The sequence below is a fragment of the Camelimonas abortus genome, from assembly GCF_042432745.1.
GTDB lineage: Bacteria > Pseudomonadota > Alphaproteobacteria > Rhizobiales > Beijerinckiaceae > Camelimonas > Camelimonas abortus.
Genome location: NZ_JBHLWR010000006.1, coordinates 146,639 through 163,771 on the forward strand (window position 1 = coordinate 146,639; position 17,133 = coordinate 163,771).

Consider the following 17,133-nt stretch of genomic DNA (forward strand, 5'->3'; position numbering starts at 1 on the left):
GGCGTCACTTCGTCAAAATGAGCTTGTCGTTGGCCGTGATGCGCAGGTGGTAGCGCTCGCCGTTGTGCAGCAGCACCACCTCGCGCCCGCCCCCGACGAGCGAGCGCACGTCGATCACGGGCGGTTCCGGGGCCTTGGGCGGCGCCGGGTGTGGCGCGGAAGGCGGGGTTGGCGTAGGCATGGCAGGTCGCTTTCTTTTAACTGTTCAAGAGTCTCTTTTGAATGATTCTGATCTTGGCAGTAGTTTTGAATTGTAAAAAACTACTGTTGGTTTGCTTCGATTGACGTGCATACACAACACGTATAGGAAGCGCAAACTCCTCCTTGCGGGGAGCCGCACAACGCCAGCCAGCCGGGGGCGCGAGCCCGTAGCCAGCCAGCCGAACCTCATCATTCGGACATTGGGGGCTTCGTTCTCATGCGCGTCTTCGCTCGCGCGGCGCTCTGCGCCACTGTTTCTCTCATGGCTCTGTCCGCCGCCCTGGCCCAGGACGGTGCCAATCAGCCGGCTGCCCGGCAGGCCTCGATCCCGGGCGGGGACATTACCCTCGACGAGATCACGGTCACGGCCACGAAGACCGAGGAAAAGGCCATCGATGCGCTCGCCGGCGTGAGCACGGTGAGCGAGCAGGACATCCAGCGTCTTCAGCCGTCGCGCATCTCGGATGTTTTCCTCGGCATGCCCGGCGTGACGACACAGACGACCGTGCAGGACCCTGGCCAGGCCATCAACATCCGCGGGATGCAGGATTACGGGCGCGTCGCCGTCCTCATCGACGGCGCCCGGCAGAACTACGGCAGGGAGGGGCACGGCGCCAACGGCACGTTCTATCTCGATCCGGAGCTCGTCGGTGGCATCGACGTCACGCGCGGCCCCGTCTCCACGATCTACGGCTCGGGCGCCATCGGCGGCGTTGCGTCCTTCCGCACGCGGTCCATCGACGACGTGCTGGCCGAGGACGAGCAGATCGGCGCTGTCCAGCATCTCGGCGCCGGCACCAATGGCGCCAACTTCGTGAACAGCACGATGGTCGGTGCGCGCCTCGGCACGGCGGCGGACATCTTCGGCCAGTTCGTCTGGCGCAACGAGACACCCTACAGGGACGGCGCCGGCAACACGATCGTGGACACCGGCTCGAAGCTTTCGGCCGGCAACGTCAAGTTCAACCTGCGTCCGGCCGACGGCCACACCATCTCGGCCACGGCGCTGTTCCAGGAATACCGCTTCACGAACAACGCCAACGGCACCGATGGCGCCCGGTTCGGCCACGAGGTGCAGACCGGCAACTACACGCTGGGCTATCGCTTCCAGCGTCCGGACGTGCCGTGGCTCGACCTGTCGATCAAGGGCTACTACGTGACGACGACGGATGACCAGCGCCTCATCAATCCGTCTTCACCTTACGTCGCGTCGGGAGCCCGTGCCGGCGATGCGCGGCGCTTCGACGTCGAAACAACCGGTGTCGATATCCACAACACGTCCCGCTTCAGCACGGGGAGCGTCGATCATGCCGTGACCGTCGGCTTCGACGCTCTGCGCGACCATGTGACCGTGCAGGACCAGGCGGGCGGCTTCGGCTCGGCCCTGACGCCGTCCGGCAACCGCCGCCTGACGGGCGCGTTCATCCAGGACGAGCTGCGCTATGGCGACTGGCTGCGCGTGATCGGCACCCTGCGCTACGACTCCTACAAGCTGGACGGCGGCGGCTACAATTCCGACGGCAGCCGCCTGTCGCCGAAGATCACGATCGGCATTTCGCCGATCCAGGGCATCGAGCTTTACGGCACCTATGCCGAGGGCTACCGCGCGCCGACCATCACGGAGACCCTTGTCAACGGCGTCCATCCCTTCCCGGCCTTCAACATCCTGCCGAACCCGGCCCTGAAGCCGGAAGTGGCGCGCAACTGGGAAGCCGGGGTCAACGTGAAGTATGACGGCATCTTCACCGAGAACGACAAGTTCCGCGCCAAGGCCAACGTGTTCCTGAACAACGTCAGCGACTATATCGATAGCGTTGACGTTGGCACGCCCCACCTCACGCCGATCGTTCCTGGCATGCCGGCCTTCGTGTGCCAGTTCGTGTCGGCGATGTGCATCTCGCTGTACGACCAGCAGTACCAGAACATCGCCAAGGCCCGCCTGACGGGTGTCGAGGTGGAGGCCGCCTATGACTGGGGTGGCGGCTTCATCTCCGTGGCGGGCACGCACATCAACGGCAAGAACAAGCAGACGAACGGCCCGCTCAACAGTGTCATGCCGGACCAGGTGAGTACGACGCTCGGTCTGCGCTTCCTCGACGACAAGCTGACGATTGGCACGCGCCTGACCTTCGTCGACGATTCGAAGAAGAACGTGACCAACCCGACGAAGGGCTACGGGCTCGTCGACCTGTTCGCCTCCTATCAGTACAGCGACCGTATCCGCGGCGACATCATCATCAAGAACGTATTCGATCGCCAGTACACCCAGTACCTCAACTCTGATGCGAGCCCCGGTCTGACGGCGAAGTTCGGTCTGACCGTCAAGTTCGCGGCGAAGTGACGGGCCCGCGCCGGGGAAAGCCGATGCCGAAGGTGCCGACGGACATTGCGATGCCGGCCCTGCCCAGTCGCGGCCTTCCGTGCCCGGACACCTGTCGCGCACGGAGCGGACTTGCGCCCGCCAGCCGCCACCGAAAGGCCCGTGGCCCGCGGAGCCGCGCCGCCGCGGACCTGCCGCAGCACGGGAAAGAGGTTGTTGCCGGCCGCGAATTGCGCGAATTCGTCGAGCCCTGCGAGGATGCGGGCCTCGCAGGGCACGGCGCGCCCCGGGCGCCGCAGGGCGCCTGCCCAGGTCCATCGAAGGAGAAGAGACCATGTTCATCGCCATGAACCGCTTCAAGGTTCATCCCGATTCCTGCGCCGACTTCGAGCGGGTTTGGCTCGATCGCGAAGTCTATCTGCACCAGGTGCCGGGCTTCGTCGAATTCCACCTGCTGCGCGGCCCCCGGTATGACGACCACGTGCTCTACTCCTCGCACACGATCTGGGCCACGAAGGCGGATTTCGAGAACTGGACGAAGTCCGAGGCGTTCCGCAATGCGCACAAGGATGCGGGCCGGAACAAGGTGCTCTACATCGGCGGACCGCAGTTCGAGGGCTTCGAGGTCATCCAGACCATCACCAAGGACGGCGAGCGGGTGAACGCCGCCGCCTGACGTGGGAGGCCTTCCCGGGGAACGGAAAGCGCGCGCCTCACCGGCGCGCCCTTTGTCGTTTGCGCAACTGGTCTGCCCCCTGAAAAGTGGTCCTCCCTGAAGTAGGCTATTGAGCCGTAGGAGGACGTTTGAATGCCCCAGAAGAAGCATAGACCTGAAGAGATCGTGGCGAAGCTGCGCCAGGTTGATGTTCTGTTGTCACAAGGCCGGTCAGTTGGCGAAGCGGTTCGTTCGATCGGCGTGACACAGTTCACGTATTACCGATGGCGCAAGGAGTTCGGCGGCCTGAAGGGCGATCAGGTGAAGCGCCTGAAAGAGCTTGAGAAAGAGAACGACCGGTTGCGCAAGGCGGTGTCGGACCTGACGCTCGAGAAGCTGATCCTGAAGGAGGCTGCCTCGGGAAACTATTGAGCCCCGCTCGCCGCCGTCGCTGCGTCGATCATGTCATGGCGAAGTTCTCCGTCTCGGAGCGCTTTGCCTGCAAGGTTCTCGGCCAGCACCGTTCGACCCACCGCAAAAAGCCCAAAGGCCGGCCGGATGAAGAGGCATTGACCGCCGACATCATCCGCCTGGCCTCACGCTACGGCCGCTATGGCTATCGCCGGATCACGGCAATGCTGCGATCCGAAGGCTGGACGGTGAATGCCAAGCGTGTCGAGCGCATCTGGCGGCGGGAGGGGCTGAAGGTTCCCCAGAAGCAACCGAAGAGAGGACGTCTCTGGCTGAATGACGGATCATGCGTTCGGCTTCGGCCGGAGCACCCCAATCATGTCTGGTCCTATGACTTCGTCGAGGGCCGGACCCACGATGGCAGGAAGGTAAGCATGCGGTGAGCACCACATCTGAGACGCCTCCGCCTCAGGCTATGCCTTACCCCGTGGTGGCTGCCTTCCAGTTCCACGGCAGCAGTTCATCGATACGCGCAGCCGGAATGCTATTGATCCTGGCGAGGACGTCGGCCAGCCACGCCTGAGGATCAACGTCGTTCATGCGGGCGGTGACAATCAGGCTGTACATCGCCGCAGCGCGCTGTCCGCCGCGATCCGATCCGCAGAACAGCCACGCCTTGCGGCCAAGGGCGACGCCGCGCAGCGCCCGTTCGGCGGCGTTGTTCGACAGGCAGATCCGCCCGTCATCGAGGAAGCGCGTGAACGATGGCCAGCGCTGGCTCAGATAGCCGATGGCCCTCACCAGGGGATGGCCACGACTGAACTGGTCCCGGGTCTGGCCAAGCCATGCCTCCAGCTGCGCAATCACCGGCGCGCTGCGCATCTGGCGCACGGCCCGGCGCCCGTCGGCGCTGGCTCCATTGATGTCGCGTTCGATCGCGAACAGGCTGTCGATCAGGCGAACAGCTTCCAGCGCCCGCGGATAGACGGACGGCGGCTTCAATCCCCTGGCCGTTTTGCGGGCGGCGCTTTCGATGTCCGCCAGCTCAAAGAACTTGCGTCTTGCGTGCGCCCAGCAACCCGCCTCCAGAATGGGGGCTGGCGCGCGCTCTGGCCTGTACAGCTCATTGTAACCGCCATAGGCGTCGGCCTGAAGAATGCCGCTCCATGCCCTGAGGTGCTCCTGCGGGTGAACGCCCCGACGGTCGCGTGAGTAATGGAAGACAGCCGCCGGTGGCGCGGGGCCGCCCCAGGGGGCGTCGTCACGCACATAGGTCCAGAGCCGGCCCGTATCGGTCTTGCCCTTCGCCAGCACCGGAACCGTGGTGTCGTCGCCATGCAGCCGTTTAGCCGCCAGCACATGCGCCTCGATCCGCGAGAACAGCGGGGCCAGCACCGAGGCAGCGCCGCCGACCTGATCCGCCAGCGTCGACAGGCCCAGCGGCACGCCCTCGCGGGCATAGCGCTCGCACTGGCGGTTGAGCGGCTGATGCTGGCCAAACTTCTCGAACACGATCTGGGCCAGAAGCCGGGGACCGGCCCAGCCGCGCGGCAGCACATGGAACGGCGCTGGAGCCTGGGCGATGGCCTCGCAGTCGCGGCACGAGAACTTCTCCCGCACCGTCTGGATCACCTTCCACTGGCGCGGGATCACCTCCAGCGTCTCGGTGATGTCCTCGCCCAGCTTCCTCAGCCGCGCGCCGCCGCAGCAGGCGCAGGCGCGCGGGGCTTCAACCACCACCCGCTCACGCGGCAGGTGCTCAGGGAAAGGCTGACGCGCGGGCTTCCTGCGGCGGAACGCGGCGACAGGCGTGGTCGCGCGGGCGGCGGCTTTCTCTGCGGCAAGCTCGTCCTCGGTCGCGCCAGTCTCAAGCTCCTCCAGCTGCAGCTCAAGCTGGTCGAGCAGGCGGGCGGTCCGCTCCGATGAGGCGCCAAAGCGCTCACGTTTGTACTTCGCAATGAGCAGCTTCAGATGGGCGATCTGCGCCTGGTCATCGGCGCGCCGGGCCCGGGCTGCGGCGGCTTCTGCCTCGGCCCGGTCAGCCCGCTCCACGGCGGCGACGAGCGCCGCTTTCAGCGCTGCGACATCGTCAGGAACGGGGCTGGCCATGGCTTTCATGACCGTAGTGAATCACAGATCAGGGCGTTTGTGGCGCCCCAAAATGCCGTCTGGCCAAACTATTTTTGCTCAGCCGGCGCTGCGCGGCCTCCAGCTGTGTTGCGGATGGCGCCAGTCAATTCCTTCGAGCAAATAGCCGAGCTGGGCTGCCGTTAAGGCAACCGCGCCGCCCCCTGTCGCAGGCCAGATGAACCGGCCGCGTTCCAGCCGCTTCGCATAGAGCGACATGCCGATCCCGTCGTGCCACAGGATCTTGCACAGTGCGCCGCCGCGGCCCCGGAAGACATACAGGTCGCCGCAATGGGGATCGCGCCGGAAATGCTCCTGCACCAGCAGCGCAAGGCCATTCATGCCCTTCCTCATGTCGGTGTGGCCAGAGCAGATCCACACCCGGGCGCCGGCGGGGATCATCGCAGCGCCTGCAGCACGGCGCTGACCAGCGCAGGCGGGGCTGAAAGGGGGATATCAATCCGCGCTGTGACAAGGGTGACGCTGATCACCGGGGCGCCTTCAGGCCCCGGGCTGCATTCATCGCCCGCCACAGCTTCCAGGCTTGAGCCCGCCGCCACCGGCGCAGACCCCTCATCCTCTGTCAGGACAACCGGCACGAACCTCCCCGCTGCCTGCCGGGCCCCGCGGCGCCACTTGTAGATCAGGCTGGTGGCCACACCGAACCGTCGCGCGACCTCCGCAATCACCGCGCTGGGCATGGTTGACGCCAGCACAATCTCTTCGCGCTCCGCCGCACTCCAGCGACGGCGACGTTCGGATCCGGAAATAACCGCCACTTGCATGAACCTGCGCTCTTGACTGCGTCCTTATGAGCACAGCTTCAGCACAAGGCACTGTCACGACAAGGCGGCCTTCGCCGGAGGCTCACCTTGGGGGCAACGTCAGAGGCGGTGTTTGATACGGCATTGGATCCCGCACCGTGAAGCGGGGCTCATTCACTCCTGATATTCTAAGAGCGTTCGTGGTCAGCAAAGATGGCTGGCGCATTACGAGAGCTCGAATTGCAGTTTTCGCATTCATTCCGAGCCATGGCTTCAGGCCAAGCAGCATGTTTTAGTATATGACTAATGATTCGCAATGCGCGAGGAGGCAAGTAAGCGAACGGCCGCGGCCGGATTTAATGTTTTCGGAGGAAGCTTATGACCGAGACTCAAACGACCGGGATTCCTGATCCCGAGGGACCTACGGATATCATCGAGACGGACTATGAGATCGGTCAAGATAATGTCCAGCGGAGAATGGGGGCGCTTTCCTTCGACGTTCACAACCCGGTATTTGCAATCTCCGGGCTGGTAATCGTCGCCTTCGTCATACTCACGCTGGCGATGCAGAACGAGGCGGACGCCTTCTTCACCGGCCTTCGCGACTGGTTGACGGCCAATCTCGACTGGTTCTTTTTGATTGCTGGCAACATCTTCGTTTTGGTGTGCGTGGCTGTCATCGTCCTTCCCTGGGGCTCGATCCGGATCGGCGGACGGGAGGCGACACCGGACTTCAGCTATTCTGCCTGGTTTGCAATGCTTTTTGCCGCCGGCATGGGCATCGGACTCATGTTCTATGGAGTGGCCGAGCCGATTGGCCACTATGACGCCGCCTTCGGGGGAATTGCTGGAGAAGGCGGCGCCCGCACGGACTGGGCGCCACTTGGCGGTGCGGCAGGCGATAGCGAGGCAGCGCGGCGCCTCGCCATGGCGGCAACGATCTTCCACTGGGGGCTTCACCCCTGGGCGATCTACGGCGTCGTTGCGCTGGGCCTGGCGCTCTTCGCCTACAACAAGGGTCTCCCGCTAACAATGAGGTCGATCTTCTACCCCGTTTTCGGCGAGCGCGTCTGGGGATGGCCGGGGCACGTCATCGACATCCTCGCGGTTTTCGCGACCCTATTCGGACTGGCCACGTCGCTCGGGCTGGGCGCGCAGCAGGCGAACGCGGGACTGAATTTCTTGTTCGGCATGCCGGATACCGACACGTCGAGGGTCCTGCTGATCATCGGCATCACCGCAATCGCCACGCTTTCGGTCATTGCGGGACTGGACGCTGGCGTACGACGGTTGTCGGAGATCAACATGGTGCTTGCCGCACTGCTGTTGCTGTTTGTGATCCTCACCGGCCCGACGCTGACGATCATCAAGGCCTTCTTCCTGAACCTTGGCGCCTATGTCGAACATCTCCCGGCGCTTGCGAACCCCTTCGGGCGAGAGGATGACAATTTTCGACAGGGCTGGACTGCATTCTACTGGGCCTGGTGGATATCATGGTCGCCGTTCGTCGGCATGTTCATTGCCCGGGTCAGCCGCGGCCGGACCGTGCGCGAGTTTATGATTGCCGTCTTGCTCATCCCGTCACTCGTATCGGTGGTATGGATGACGAGCTTCGGAGGCACCGCTATCAGCCTGATCGGCGAGGGCTTCACCGACATCACCGACTCGGCGCTCGAGCTCAAGCTCTTCGCCATGCTGTCGCATCTGCCGCTGACGGCGATCACTTCCTTCGTCGGCATCATTCTGGTGGTGGTATTTTTCTGCACCTCGTCCGACTCCGGCTCGCTGGTGATTGACACGATCACCGCAGGTGGAAAAGTCGACACACCGGTGGCGCAGCGGATCTTCTGGGCTGTCTTCGAGGGCCTGGTTGCGATTGCACTGCTGCTGGGTGGTGGCCTTGCAGCGTTGCAGGCAGCTTCAGTATCAACCGGCCTGCCTTTCGCAATTGTCCTCCTGCTCGGCTGTTACGCTCTGATTCGCGGTCTGATGGCGGAGCCACGCGGCGCAGTGTCCGGAGGATCCTGAAACGCACCGGTGGGAGGGGCGACGCTGCCCCTTCCAGTAGGGATCATCTGAGGCATTCCACCGGCCTTGTTGCTCAATAAATAGACGAGCCATGGGCAGAGCATATGGAGACAGTGTCCGGGTTGCCATAAGCTTCTGCGCCGTGAGGCAGCTTCCGACCCTATTTTTGCGGTTCGATCCTGAGCGGGAATTCTGAGTTGCTGACGCTCGCGATCGGCGTGGTTGGTGACGGCGATCCGCTTAGCCTTGTGTGCAATACCCGCTATCCAAACGGGCCGCGTTCCTTTGGCTTCGAATGTGGTAGACTTGCCCGGCAGGTGGTCTGCCCCCTGAAAAGTGGTCCTCCCTGAAGTAGGCTATTGAGCCGTAGGAGGACGTTTGAATGCCCCAGAAGAAGCATAGACCTGAAGAGATCGTGGCGAAGCTGCGCCAGGTTGATGTTCTGTTGTCACAAGGCCGGTCAGTTGGCGAAGCGGTTCGTTCGATCGGCGTGACACAGTTCACGTATTACCGATGGCGCAAGGAGTTCGGCGGCCTGAAGGGCGATCAGGTGAAGCGCCTGAAAGAGCTTGAGAAAGAGAACGACCGGTTGCGCAAGGCGGTGTCGGACCTGACGCTCGAGAAGCTGATCCTGAAGGAGGCTGCCTCGGGAAACTATTGAGCCGCGCTCGCCGCCGTCGCTGCGTCGATCATGTCATGGCGAAGTTCTCCGTCTCGGAGCGCTTTGCCTGCAAGGTTCTCGGCCAGCACCGTTCGACCCACCGCAAAAAGCCCAAAGGCCGGCCGGATGAAGAGGCATTGACCGCCGACATCATCCGCCTGGCCTCACGCTACGGCCGCTATGGCTATCGCCGGATCACGGCAATGCTGCGATCCGAAGGCTGGACGGTGAATGCCAAGCGTGTCGAGCGCATCTGGCGGCGGGAGGGGCTGAAGGTTCCCCAGAAGCAACCGAAGAGAGGACGTCTCTGGCTGAATGACGGATCATGCGTTCGGCTTCGGCCGGAGCACCCCAATCATGTCTGGTCCTATGACTTCGTCGAGGGCCGGACCCACGATGGCAGGAAGTTCCGCATGCTCAACATCATCGACGAGTTCACCCGGGAGTGCCTGGCGATCCGCATTGATCGCAAGCTCAACTCGACCGACGTCATCGACACCCTGTCGGACCTGTTCATCCTGCGCGGCGTGCCGGGCCATGTCCGTTCCGACAACGGCCCGGAGTTCATCGCCAAGGCTGTACGGGAGTGGATCGTAGCCGTCGGCGCAAAGACAGCGCAGCGTTCATCGAACCAGGAAGCCCTTGGGAGAACGGCTACTGCGAGAGCTTCAACTCGAAGCTCCGCGACGAACTGCTTGACGGTGAGATCTTCTACAGCCTCGCCGAGGCCAAGATCATCATCGAAGCCTGGCGGCGATACTACAACACCAAGAGGCCACACTCGTCGCTTGGATACAAGCCACCGGCACCCGAGGCCATCATCTGGCCTGCGCCAGCAAGCGGAGCAGCACCGTCATCTGCCCAGGCAATAGCCCCAAGGCCGATCATGAACTAAGATTGAAACCGGACCACCCTATGGGGTCAGGCCAGACGGACCTCGGCGTGCTGGAGCTTGCGGGCGCGAACACCTTCACCGGCGGCGCGCGCATTGAGGGCGGCGCGCTGCGGATCACGTCCGACGCCAACCTTGGCGCCGCCTCCGGAGCCCTGACCTTCGCCGGCGGCGCGCTGCAGGTGGGCGCCGACATCACCAGCAACCGCGCGGTGAACGTCGCCGCGGACGGCGAGATCGCCGTGGACGCCGGCGCGACCCTCACCCTCGCCGGCGTGCTGTCCGGCTCCGGCGCGCTCACCAAGGCTGGCTCCGGCGCGCTGGCGATCGCCGGCGACGCGTCCGGCCATACCGGCGGGATCGTGGCGACCGGCGGTCTCCTCGCCGTTGACGGCGTGCTGGGCGGCCCGGTTTCGGTGGCGGCCGGCGGCCGGCTGGGCGGCAATGGCTCGGTCGCGGCGGTGGTGAACGCCGGCGTGGTCGCGCCAGGCGCCAGCATCGGCGTGCTGTCGGTGGCCGGCGACTATGTTGGAGCAGGGGGCGCGCTCGAGATCGAGGCGGCGCTTGGCGGCGATGATTCGCCCGCCGACCGGCTCGTCATCGGCGGCGACGCCTCCGGCGTGACCACAATTCGGGTGCGTAACCTGGGCGGCGCCGGCGCCCTGACCCGTGAGGGCGTACGGATCGTCGAGGTCAGGGGCGCCTCGGACGGCGCCTTCGTCCTGGCTGGCGACTACATGTTCCGGGGGCAGCCCGCCGTCATCGCCGGCGCCTATGGCTACCGCCTGCACAGGGGCGGGGTGACCGACCCGCAGGACGGCCACTGGTACCTGCGCTCGTCGCTGGCCGATCCGGCCGCCGGGGATGGCGCAGGCGCGGCGCTTCCGCTCTACCAGCCGGGCGTGCCGGTCTATGGGAGTTACCCGCGCGCGCTGCAGGCGCTCAACGGCCTGCCGACCCTGCAGCAGCGCGCGGGCAACCGCGTGTGGAGCAGGGCGGCGACGTCTTCCGGCTCGGGGCTGTGGGCGCGGATCGACGGGGCGCGCCAGCGCGTCGCGCCGGCCTTCCCGCCGCGCGCCAGACCATCGACAGCTGGGAGGTGCAGGCGGGCGCCGACGTCCTGCTGGCCGAACGCGACGACGGGGCGCGGCTGGTGGGCGGCGTGACCGCGCACTATGGCCGTGCGTTCGACAGCGTGTCCTCGGTCTTCGGCGACGGCCGCATCGGCGCGCACGGCCATGGCTTCGGCGCCACGCTGACCTGGCATGACCCCTCCGGCTTCTACGCCGACGCCCAGGCGAAGTTCAGCTGGTTCAACAGCGACCTCACCTCTGCTACGCTCGGCGTGCTGGCCCGGGGCGTCCGGGGCGACGGCCAGGCGCTCGGCCTCGCGATCGGGCGGCGGTTCGATCCGGGCGGTCCGCTGGCGCTGACGCCGCAGGCGCAGGTGACCTGGGGGCGGGTCGCCTTCGGGCGCTTCGCTGACCGGATGGGAGTGGACGTGTCCCGGTTCCGGGGCGACAGTCTGACGACGCGGGCCGGCCTGTCTGTCGACTACCAGAAAGTCTGGAACGGGGCGGACGGCGTCCGTCGCGCCCAGGCGTACGGCGTCGCCAACGTCAGTTATGACTGGCTTGGCGGCCCTGAGACTAACGTGGCCGGCGCCGTCATCAGGAGCCGCGACGACCGGCTGTGGGGCGGCGTTGGCTTCGGCGGCAGTCTTGCCTGGGGCGACGGCGACTGGACGCTGTATTCGGAAGTCACGGCCGAGACGTCGCTCGCCCGCTTCGGCCGGAGCTACCGCTTCCGGGGCTCCGCCGGTTTCAGGGGCCGGTTCTGACCGGCCCCGCCCGATTTCCATGGGGGATCCCGGACACATGACCAACGCCGCATTCGCCGCTCCAGACGCTGCGCCGCCGCAACCGCTGTTTTACCGGGCGCCGGTGGTGCTTCACTCCACCGTGCACGGGGCGTGGCGGCTGAAGCCGGGCGACCTCTCCTTCGCCGCGGGGGCGGCGTATGTGCCCGTGGTGCTGGGTGAGTTCGACCAGGCGTGCTGCTGCTATCCGGTTGTCTTCACCGGCGACACCGGCCATCCGGTGGCGGTGCTCGGCCTCAACGACGGGCAGAACCTGTTCGTGGAGCACGGCGTCTGGGCCGCCGGCCAGTATGTTCCGGCCTATGTGCGCCGCTATCCGTTCAACTTCGCGCCGGTTCCGGGCTCCGACCGCTTCGCCCTCGTGATCGACGCGGCGCCTGAGTGGGTGACGGAGGACGAAGGGGAGGGCGCGCCGCTGTTCGAAAACGGCGAGCCGGGCGCCGTCACCCGCCAGGCGCTGCAGTTCTGCGAGGCCTGGCAGGCGGATTTCGCCGGCACCGAAGCCTTCGTCCAGGCGCTGCGCGACAGGGACCTGCTGGTGGAGAAACGCGCCGACGCCACCCTGCCGGACGGGCGCCGTTACGCGCTGGACGGCTTCCGCATGGTCGATCCGGAGCGGCTGCAGGCGCTGGACGACGCCACCGTCGTCGACTGGCACCGTCGCGGCTGGCTGTCGCGCATCAGCCTGCACCTCGCCTCCATCGGCCGCTTCGCGGCGTTGCTGGACCGCTAGGGCCAGCTGGCCTGAGACCTTCCGGCTCCGCCGCGCCGGAGCCAGCTTCCCGCGCAGGGCGGGATGCAGCGCCGCCGGGGCTTCCCGGCGGCGTCTGCGTGTCCGGGCGGCCGGCGCGACATGCCGGCCGCCTCGCCTGGCCGGCGGCCGTCTCCCGGAGCCGGAGGAGCGGGCTGCGCCCGCTCCGCCCCCGCAGCCGCTACGGCGCCGCGGCGTCTCCGGTCCGCCGGCGGCGGGCGCGGAGGTTTCCGTAAGGGAATTTCCCTCCGTCACGCGCTTGACGTTCGCGGGCGGATGTCAGCATGCTGCCGCGCCGCGTTCGCCCGGCATGTTTCGCCCCGTCCGGATCGCGGGCGGAGCCGGCGGCGGCGCCGCGACCCGCGCGGGCGACGGGGCGCGGCGGGACGGGAAGCAGGGCGGCCGCGCCGCCCGGGGAGGGCGGTCATGCTGGCCCGGTCAGTCGCATCGGCGCTTGCCAGTCGCGGAATCCATTACGGCTGGATCGTTGTCGCCGTCACGTTCTTCGCCAGCCTGAGCATCGCCGGCACGGTGGGGCTCGGCGGCGTGTTCATTGGCCCGGTGACGCAGGAATTCGGCTGGAGCGCCGCCGACCTGTCGGGGGTGTTCGCCATCCGCCTGCTGCTGTTCGGCCTGATGGCGCCGTTCGCGGCGGCGTTCATGGAGCGCTACGGCGTGCGCAACGTCATGCTGGCGGCGCTGGCGCTGGTGACCGGCGGCATGGCGCTGGGCGCGGCGGCGCGCAGCCTGTGGCAGTTCGTGCTGCTGTGGGGCTTCGCCGTCGGCATCGGCGCCGGGCTCACGGCCATGGTGCTGGGCGCCACGGTGGCGGGCCGCTGGTTTGAGGCGCGGCGCGGCCTGGCGCTGGGCGTGCTCGCCGCTGCGGTGGCCACCGGCCAGCTCGCCTTTCTGCCGCTGGCGGCGTGGCTGGCGGAGCAGTTCGGCTGGCGGGCGGCGCTGCTTCCCTCGCTCGGGGCGCTTCTGGCCGCCGCCGCGCTGGTGCTGCTGTTGATGAAGGACCGGCCTTGCGACGTGGGCCTGCGGCCCTATGGCGAGCCGCAGCCGGCGCCGGGGGAGCTGCTGGCGGCGCCGCCCGCGCGCGGCGGCGACATCGCCGATGCGGTGATGCGCGCCTTCTCCATCCTGCGCGAGGGGCTCGGCAGCCTGCCGTTCTGGGTGCTGTTCGGCACCTTTTTCATCTGCGGCCTCAGCACCGCCGGCCTTGTGCAGACGCATTTCATCGCCCTGTGCGGCGACTTCGGCATGCCGCCGGTGGACGCCGCCGCGACCCTCGCCATGATGGGGGCGTTCGATTTCGTCGGCGTCATCCTTTCCGGCTACCTGTCGGACCGCTTCAACAACCGCGCCCTGCTGTTCTGGTATTATTTCCTGCGCGGCCTGTCGCTGCTGTGGCTGCCGCAGAGCACCTTCACCTTCTACGGCCTGTCGCTGTTCGCCATGTTCTATGGCCTCGACTGGGTGGCGACGGTGCCGCCCACGGTGAAACTGGCCGGCCGTTATTTCGGGGCGGAGAAGGCGCCGCTGGTGTTCGGCTGGGCTTTCGCCGGCCACCAGATCGGCTCGGCCGCTGCGGCATGGGGCGGCGGGCTGTCGCGCACGCTGCTGCAGAGCTATCTGCCCGCCTTCTATGTCGCGGGCGTGATGTGCCTTGTGGCGGCGGCGTCGCTGTTCCTGCTGCGCGGAACCCGCGCGGGCCTGCGCCAGGCCGCCGCCTGAGTCGCCAGGCGTCGTCGCCGGGACGGCCCCGTCCGCATGCGGTCATGAAAAAGGCCCGGAGCCTGCGCTCCGGGCCTTTTCCATTGCGTCTGCGGGCGTCTCAGCCGCTGATGTTGTAGGCCGCCAGCGCCGCCATGTTGACGATCTCGCTGTCGCGCGCGCCCAGCGGCACGATCTGCACCGGCCGGTCGAGGCCGACGATCATCGGGCCGATCACCGTCGAGCCGCCCAGCTGCACCAGCAGCTTGGTGGAGATCGCCGCCGAATGGATGCCGGGCGCGACCAGCACGTTGGCCGGGCCTTTCAGGCGCGAGAACGGGAACTGCTTCATCAGCTCCGGATCCAGCGCGATGTCCGCGGCCATTTCGCCTTCGTACTCGAAGTCCACATGGCGATGGTCGAGGATGCGGATGGCCTCGCGCATCTGCGAGGCGCGCTCGCCGTCCGGCTGGCCGAAGGTGGAGAACGACAGCAGCGCCACGCGCGGCTCAAAGCCGAGACGGCGGGCCGCGTTGGCGGCCTCCACGGCGATGTCGGCCAGATCCTCCGCGTCCGGCGCCTCATGGATGGCGGTGTCGGCGATCAGCACCGTGCGTCCGCGGGCGATGACCTGCGACAGGCCGATCACCCGGTGGCCCGGCTTGGTGTCGATCACGTGCCGCACCTCGGTGAGGGCGGTGGCGTAATTGCGGGTGACGCCGGTCACCATGGCGTCGGCGTCGCCCATGGCCACCATGGCCGCGGCGAAGTAGTTGCGGTCATTGTTGACCATGCGCTGGCAGTCGCGCAGCAGGTAACCCTGACGCTGCAGCTTGTTGTACAGCATCTGGGCGTAGGCCGGGTTGCGCTCCGAGAACCGCGCGTTCTGGATGGTGATGCCCTCGCGGCCGTCCAGGTCGATGCCGGCGTTGGCGGCGGTGGCGCGCACCAGCTCCTCGCGGCCCACCAGCACGGCGCTGCCGAGCCCCTGGTTGACGAAGGAGACCGCGGCGCGGATCACCTGCTCCTCCTCGCCCTCGGCGAACACCACGCGCTTCGGATAGCGGCGCACGCGCTCGAACACCCGCTGCAGCGCGCCCACCACCGGATCGCGACGGGCCGACAGCTCGGCGCGGTAGCGGTCCATGTCCACGATCGGCCGGCGGGCCACTCCCGTCTCCATGGCCGCCCTCGCCACGGCCGGCGGCACCGTGTGGATGAGGCGCGGATCAAACGGCACCGGAATGATGTATTCCCGGCCGAACTTCGGACGCGAGCCCTGATAGGCGGCGGCCACCTCGTCCGGCACGTCCTCGCGGGCCAGGGCGGCCAGCGCCTCCACGGCGGCGATCTTCATCTCCATGTTGATGCGGGTGGCCCGCACGTCGAGCGCGCCGCGGAAGATGTAGGGGAAGCCGAGCACGTTGTTGACCTGGTTCGGATAGTCCGAACGGCCGGTGGCGACGATGGCGTCGTCGCGGATGGCGTGCACCTCCTCCGGCGTCACCTCCGGATCCGGATTGGCCATGGCGAAGATGATCGGGTTCGGCGCCATGGAGCGGATCATCTCTTCGGTGAACGCGCCCTTGGCCGAGAGGCCCATCACCACGTCGGCGCCGCGGAAGGCGTCGGCCAGGGTGCGCGCGTCGGTGTCCGCCGCATGCGCCGCCTTCCACTGGTTCATGCCTTCGGTGCGGCCCCGGTAGATCACGCCCTTGGTGTCGCACAGGATCACGTTCTCCGGCGCGAAGCCCATGGCCTTGATCAGCTCCACGCAGGCGATGCCCGCCGCGCCGGCGCCGTTCACCACCAGTTTCGTGGTCCGCGGATCGCGGCCGGTGAGGTGCATGGCGTTCAGCAGGCCGGCGGCGGCGATGATGGCCGTGCCGTGCTGGTCGTCATGGAACACCGGAATGTCCATCAGCTCGCTGAGGCGCTGCTCGATGATGAAGCACTCCGGCGCCTTGATGTCCTCAAGGTTGATGCCGCCGAAGGAAGGGCCGAGGTAGCGCACCGCGTTGATGAAGGCGTCCGTGTCCTCGGTGTCGATCTCGAGGTCGATGGAGTCCACGTCGGCGAAGCGCTTGAACAGCACCGACTTGCCTTCCATCACCGGCTTGGCCGCCAGCGCGCCGAGGTTGCCGAGGCCCAGAATCGCCGTGCCGTTGGTGATCACCGCCACCAGATTGCCGCGCGTGGTGTAATCAAAGGCGCGGGACTTCTCCTCCGCGATCGCCAGCACCGGTACGGCCACGCCCGGCGAATAGGCCAGCGACAGGTCGCGCTGGGTCGCCATGGGCTTGGTGGGCACGATCTCCAGCTTGCCGGGACGGCCGGAAGCATGGAAGTCGAGCGCTTCCTGCTCGGTGAAGGTCGGGCGCGCGCTGCGGCGCGGGGGATGGTCGGTCATGGCGAAATTCTGTGCTCTTGTTCTGGTGTAGCGCCCCGGAACGGTCGCGAAACGGCGGGCGCGGCTCCCTCGCCCCGCAGGTGGGGGCGCCGGAGAGTACGCACGCGTTCGCGTTTCCTCAAGCGCGGGAACGCCCGTTGCGCGTCATCTGGACGTCTATTGGCGCATATGTCGCCAAAGGGCAAAATCTCTTTTGGCCTGGACGCTCCGGAGGGGGGCGAATCCGGCTTTTTCCCGCCGTTCACGCATGGTTCTGGGCATAACTCCGCCGTAACGGCGCAAAATGGCGCGCCCCCTGGCGGCCCGCAGCGCCGCCGG

12 protein-coding genes and 2 pseudogenes are annotated in these 17,133 nt (G+C 66.8%); 9 read left to right on the top strand and 5 right to left on the bottom strand.

Annotated elements, in window-relative coordinates:
* Positions 1-4: 4 nt before the first annotated feature.
* Positions 5-181 carry a hemin uptake protein HemP gene (gene hemP, locus ACFFJB_RS03025; RefSeq protein WP_376829367.1) on the bottom strand — a complete coding sequence of 59 codons (177 nt, stop codon included), beginning with the start codon at positions 179-181 and terminating at the stop codon, positions 5-7.
* A 237-nt stretch (positions 182-418) separates the two neighbouring features.
* Here hemP and ACFFJB_RS03030 point away from each other — a divergent pair, with 237 nt between their 5' ends.
* The 3 genes and pseudogenes from ACFFJB_RS03030 to ACFFJB_RS03040 all read left to right on the top strand — a co-directional run.
* Positions 419-2,542 carry a TonB-dependent hemoglobin/transferrin/lactoferrin family receptor gene (locus tag ACFFJB_RS03030; protein WP_376829369.1) on the top strand — a complete coding sequence of 708 codons (2,124 nt, stop codon included), beginning with the start codon at positions 419-421 and terminating at the stop codon, positions 2,540-2,542.
* 313 nt (positions 2,543-2,855) lie between these two features.
* Positions 2,856-3,197 carry a heme-degrading protein HmuQ gene (hmuQ, locus tag ACFFJB_RS03035; RefSeq protein WP_183335300.1) on the top strand — a complete coding sequence of 114 codons (342 nt, stop codon included), beginning with the start codon at positions 2,856-2,858 and terminating at the stop codon, positions 3,195-3,197.
* 132 nt (positions 3,198-3,329) lie between these two features.
* A pseudogene (locus ACFFJB_RS03040) lies at positions 3,330-4,024 on the top strand (IS3 family transposase); the annotation flags it as partial.
* Positions 4,025-4,067: 43 nt separating this feature from the next.
* On the opposite strand, the gene tnpC reads toward ACFFJB_RS03040, so the two are convergent.
* The 3 genes from tnpC to tnpA all read right to left on the bottom strand — a co-directional run bounded on the left by tnpC (position 4,068) and on the right by tnpA (position 6,499).
* A complete protein-coding gene (gene tnpC, locus ACFFJB_RS03045) occupies positions 4,068-5,696 on the bottom strand; it encodes an IS66 family transposase (protein ID WP_376828577.1) in 1,629 nt (542 codons plus the stop codon).
* A 78-nt stretch (positions 5,697-5,774) separates the two neighbouring features.
* On the bottom strand, positions 5,775-6,116 hold the full coding sequence (gene tnpB, locus ACFFJB_RS03050; RefSeq protein ID WP_376828492.1) for an IS66 family insertion sequence element accessory protein TnpB: 342 nt from the start codon (positions 6,114-6,116) through the stop codon (positions 5,775-5,777).
* Positions 6,113-6,499 (bottom strand): IS66-like element accessory protein TnpA, encoded by a 387-nt coding sequence (tnpA, locus tag ACFFJB_RS03055; protein WP_376829371.1) that lies wholly within the window; start codon positions 6,497-6,499, stop codon positions 6,113-6,115. The genes tnpB and tnpA overlap by 4 nt, the downstream gene beginning before the upstream one ends.
* Before the next feature lie 357 nt (positions 6,500-6,856).
* On the opposite strand from tnpA, the gene ACFFJB_RS03060 reads away from it, so the two are divergent.
* The 6 genes and pseudogenes from ACFFJB_RS03060 to ACFFJB_RS03085 all read left to right on the top strand — a co-directional run bounded on the left by ACFFJB_RS03060 (position 6,857) and on the right by ACFFJB_RS03085 (position 14,426).
* The gene (locus tag ACFFJB_RS03060) at positions 6,857-8,506 is read left to right on the top strand and encodes a BCCT family transporter (RefSeq protein WP_376829372.1); all 1,650 of its coding nucleotides are present in this window, start codon (positions 6,857-6,859) and stop codon (positions 8,504-8,506) included.
* Positions 8,507-8,888: 382 nt separating this feature from the next.
* Positions 8,889-10,062 (top strand): annotated as a pseudogene (locus ACFFJB_RS03065) (IS3 family transposase).
* Positions 10,063-10,082: 20 nt separating this feature from the next.
* Positions 10,083-11,225, top strand: coding sequence for an autotransporter outer membrane beta-barrel domain-containing protein (locus ACFFJB_RS03070; RefSeq protein ID WP_376829374.1), 1,143 nt, complete (start codon positions 10,083-10,085; stop codon positions 11,223-11,225).
* On the top strand, positions 11,159-11,899 hold the full coding sequence (locus ACFFJB_RS03075) for an autotransporter outer membrane beta-barrel domain-containing protein (RefSeq protein WP_376829376.1): 741 nt from the start codon (positions 11,159-11,161) through the stop codon (positions 11,897-11,899). Before ACFFJB_RS03070 ends, ACFFJB_RS03075 begins: the two co-directional genes overlap by 67 nt.
* Positions 11,900-11,936: 37 nt before the next feature.
* Positions 11,937-12,671 carry a SapC family protein gene (locus tag ACFFJB_RS03080; protein ID WP_376829378.1) on the top strand — a complete coding sequence of 245 codons (735 nt, stop codon included), beginning with the start codon at positions 11,937-11,939 and terminating at the stop codon, positions 12,669-12,671.
* 444 nt (positions 12,672-13,115) lie between these two features.
* Entirely contained in the window at positions 13,116-14,426 is a 1,311-nt protein-coding gene (locus ACFFJB_RS03085) for an MFS transporter (RefSeq protein ID WP_376829380.1), read from the top strand.
* A gap of 100 nt (positions 14,427-14,526) precedes the next feature.
* Here ACFFJB_RS03085 and ACFFJB_RS03090 read toward each other — a convergent pair whose 3' ends face one another.
* Positions 14,527-16,815 carry an NADP-dependent malic enzyme gene (locus ACFFJB_RS03090; RefSeq protein WP_376829382.1) on the bottom strand — a complete coding sequence of 763 codons (2,289 nt, stop codon included), beginning with the start codon at positions 16,813-16,815 and terminating at the stop codon, positions 14,527-14,529.
* Positions 16,816-17,133: the final 318 nt, after the last annotated feature.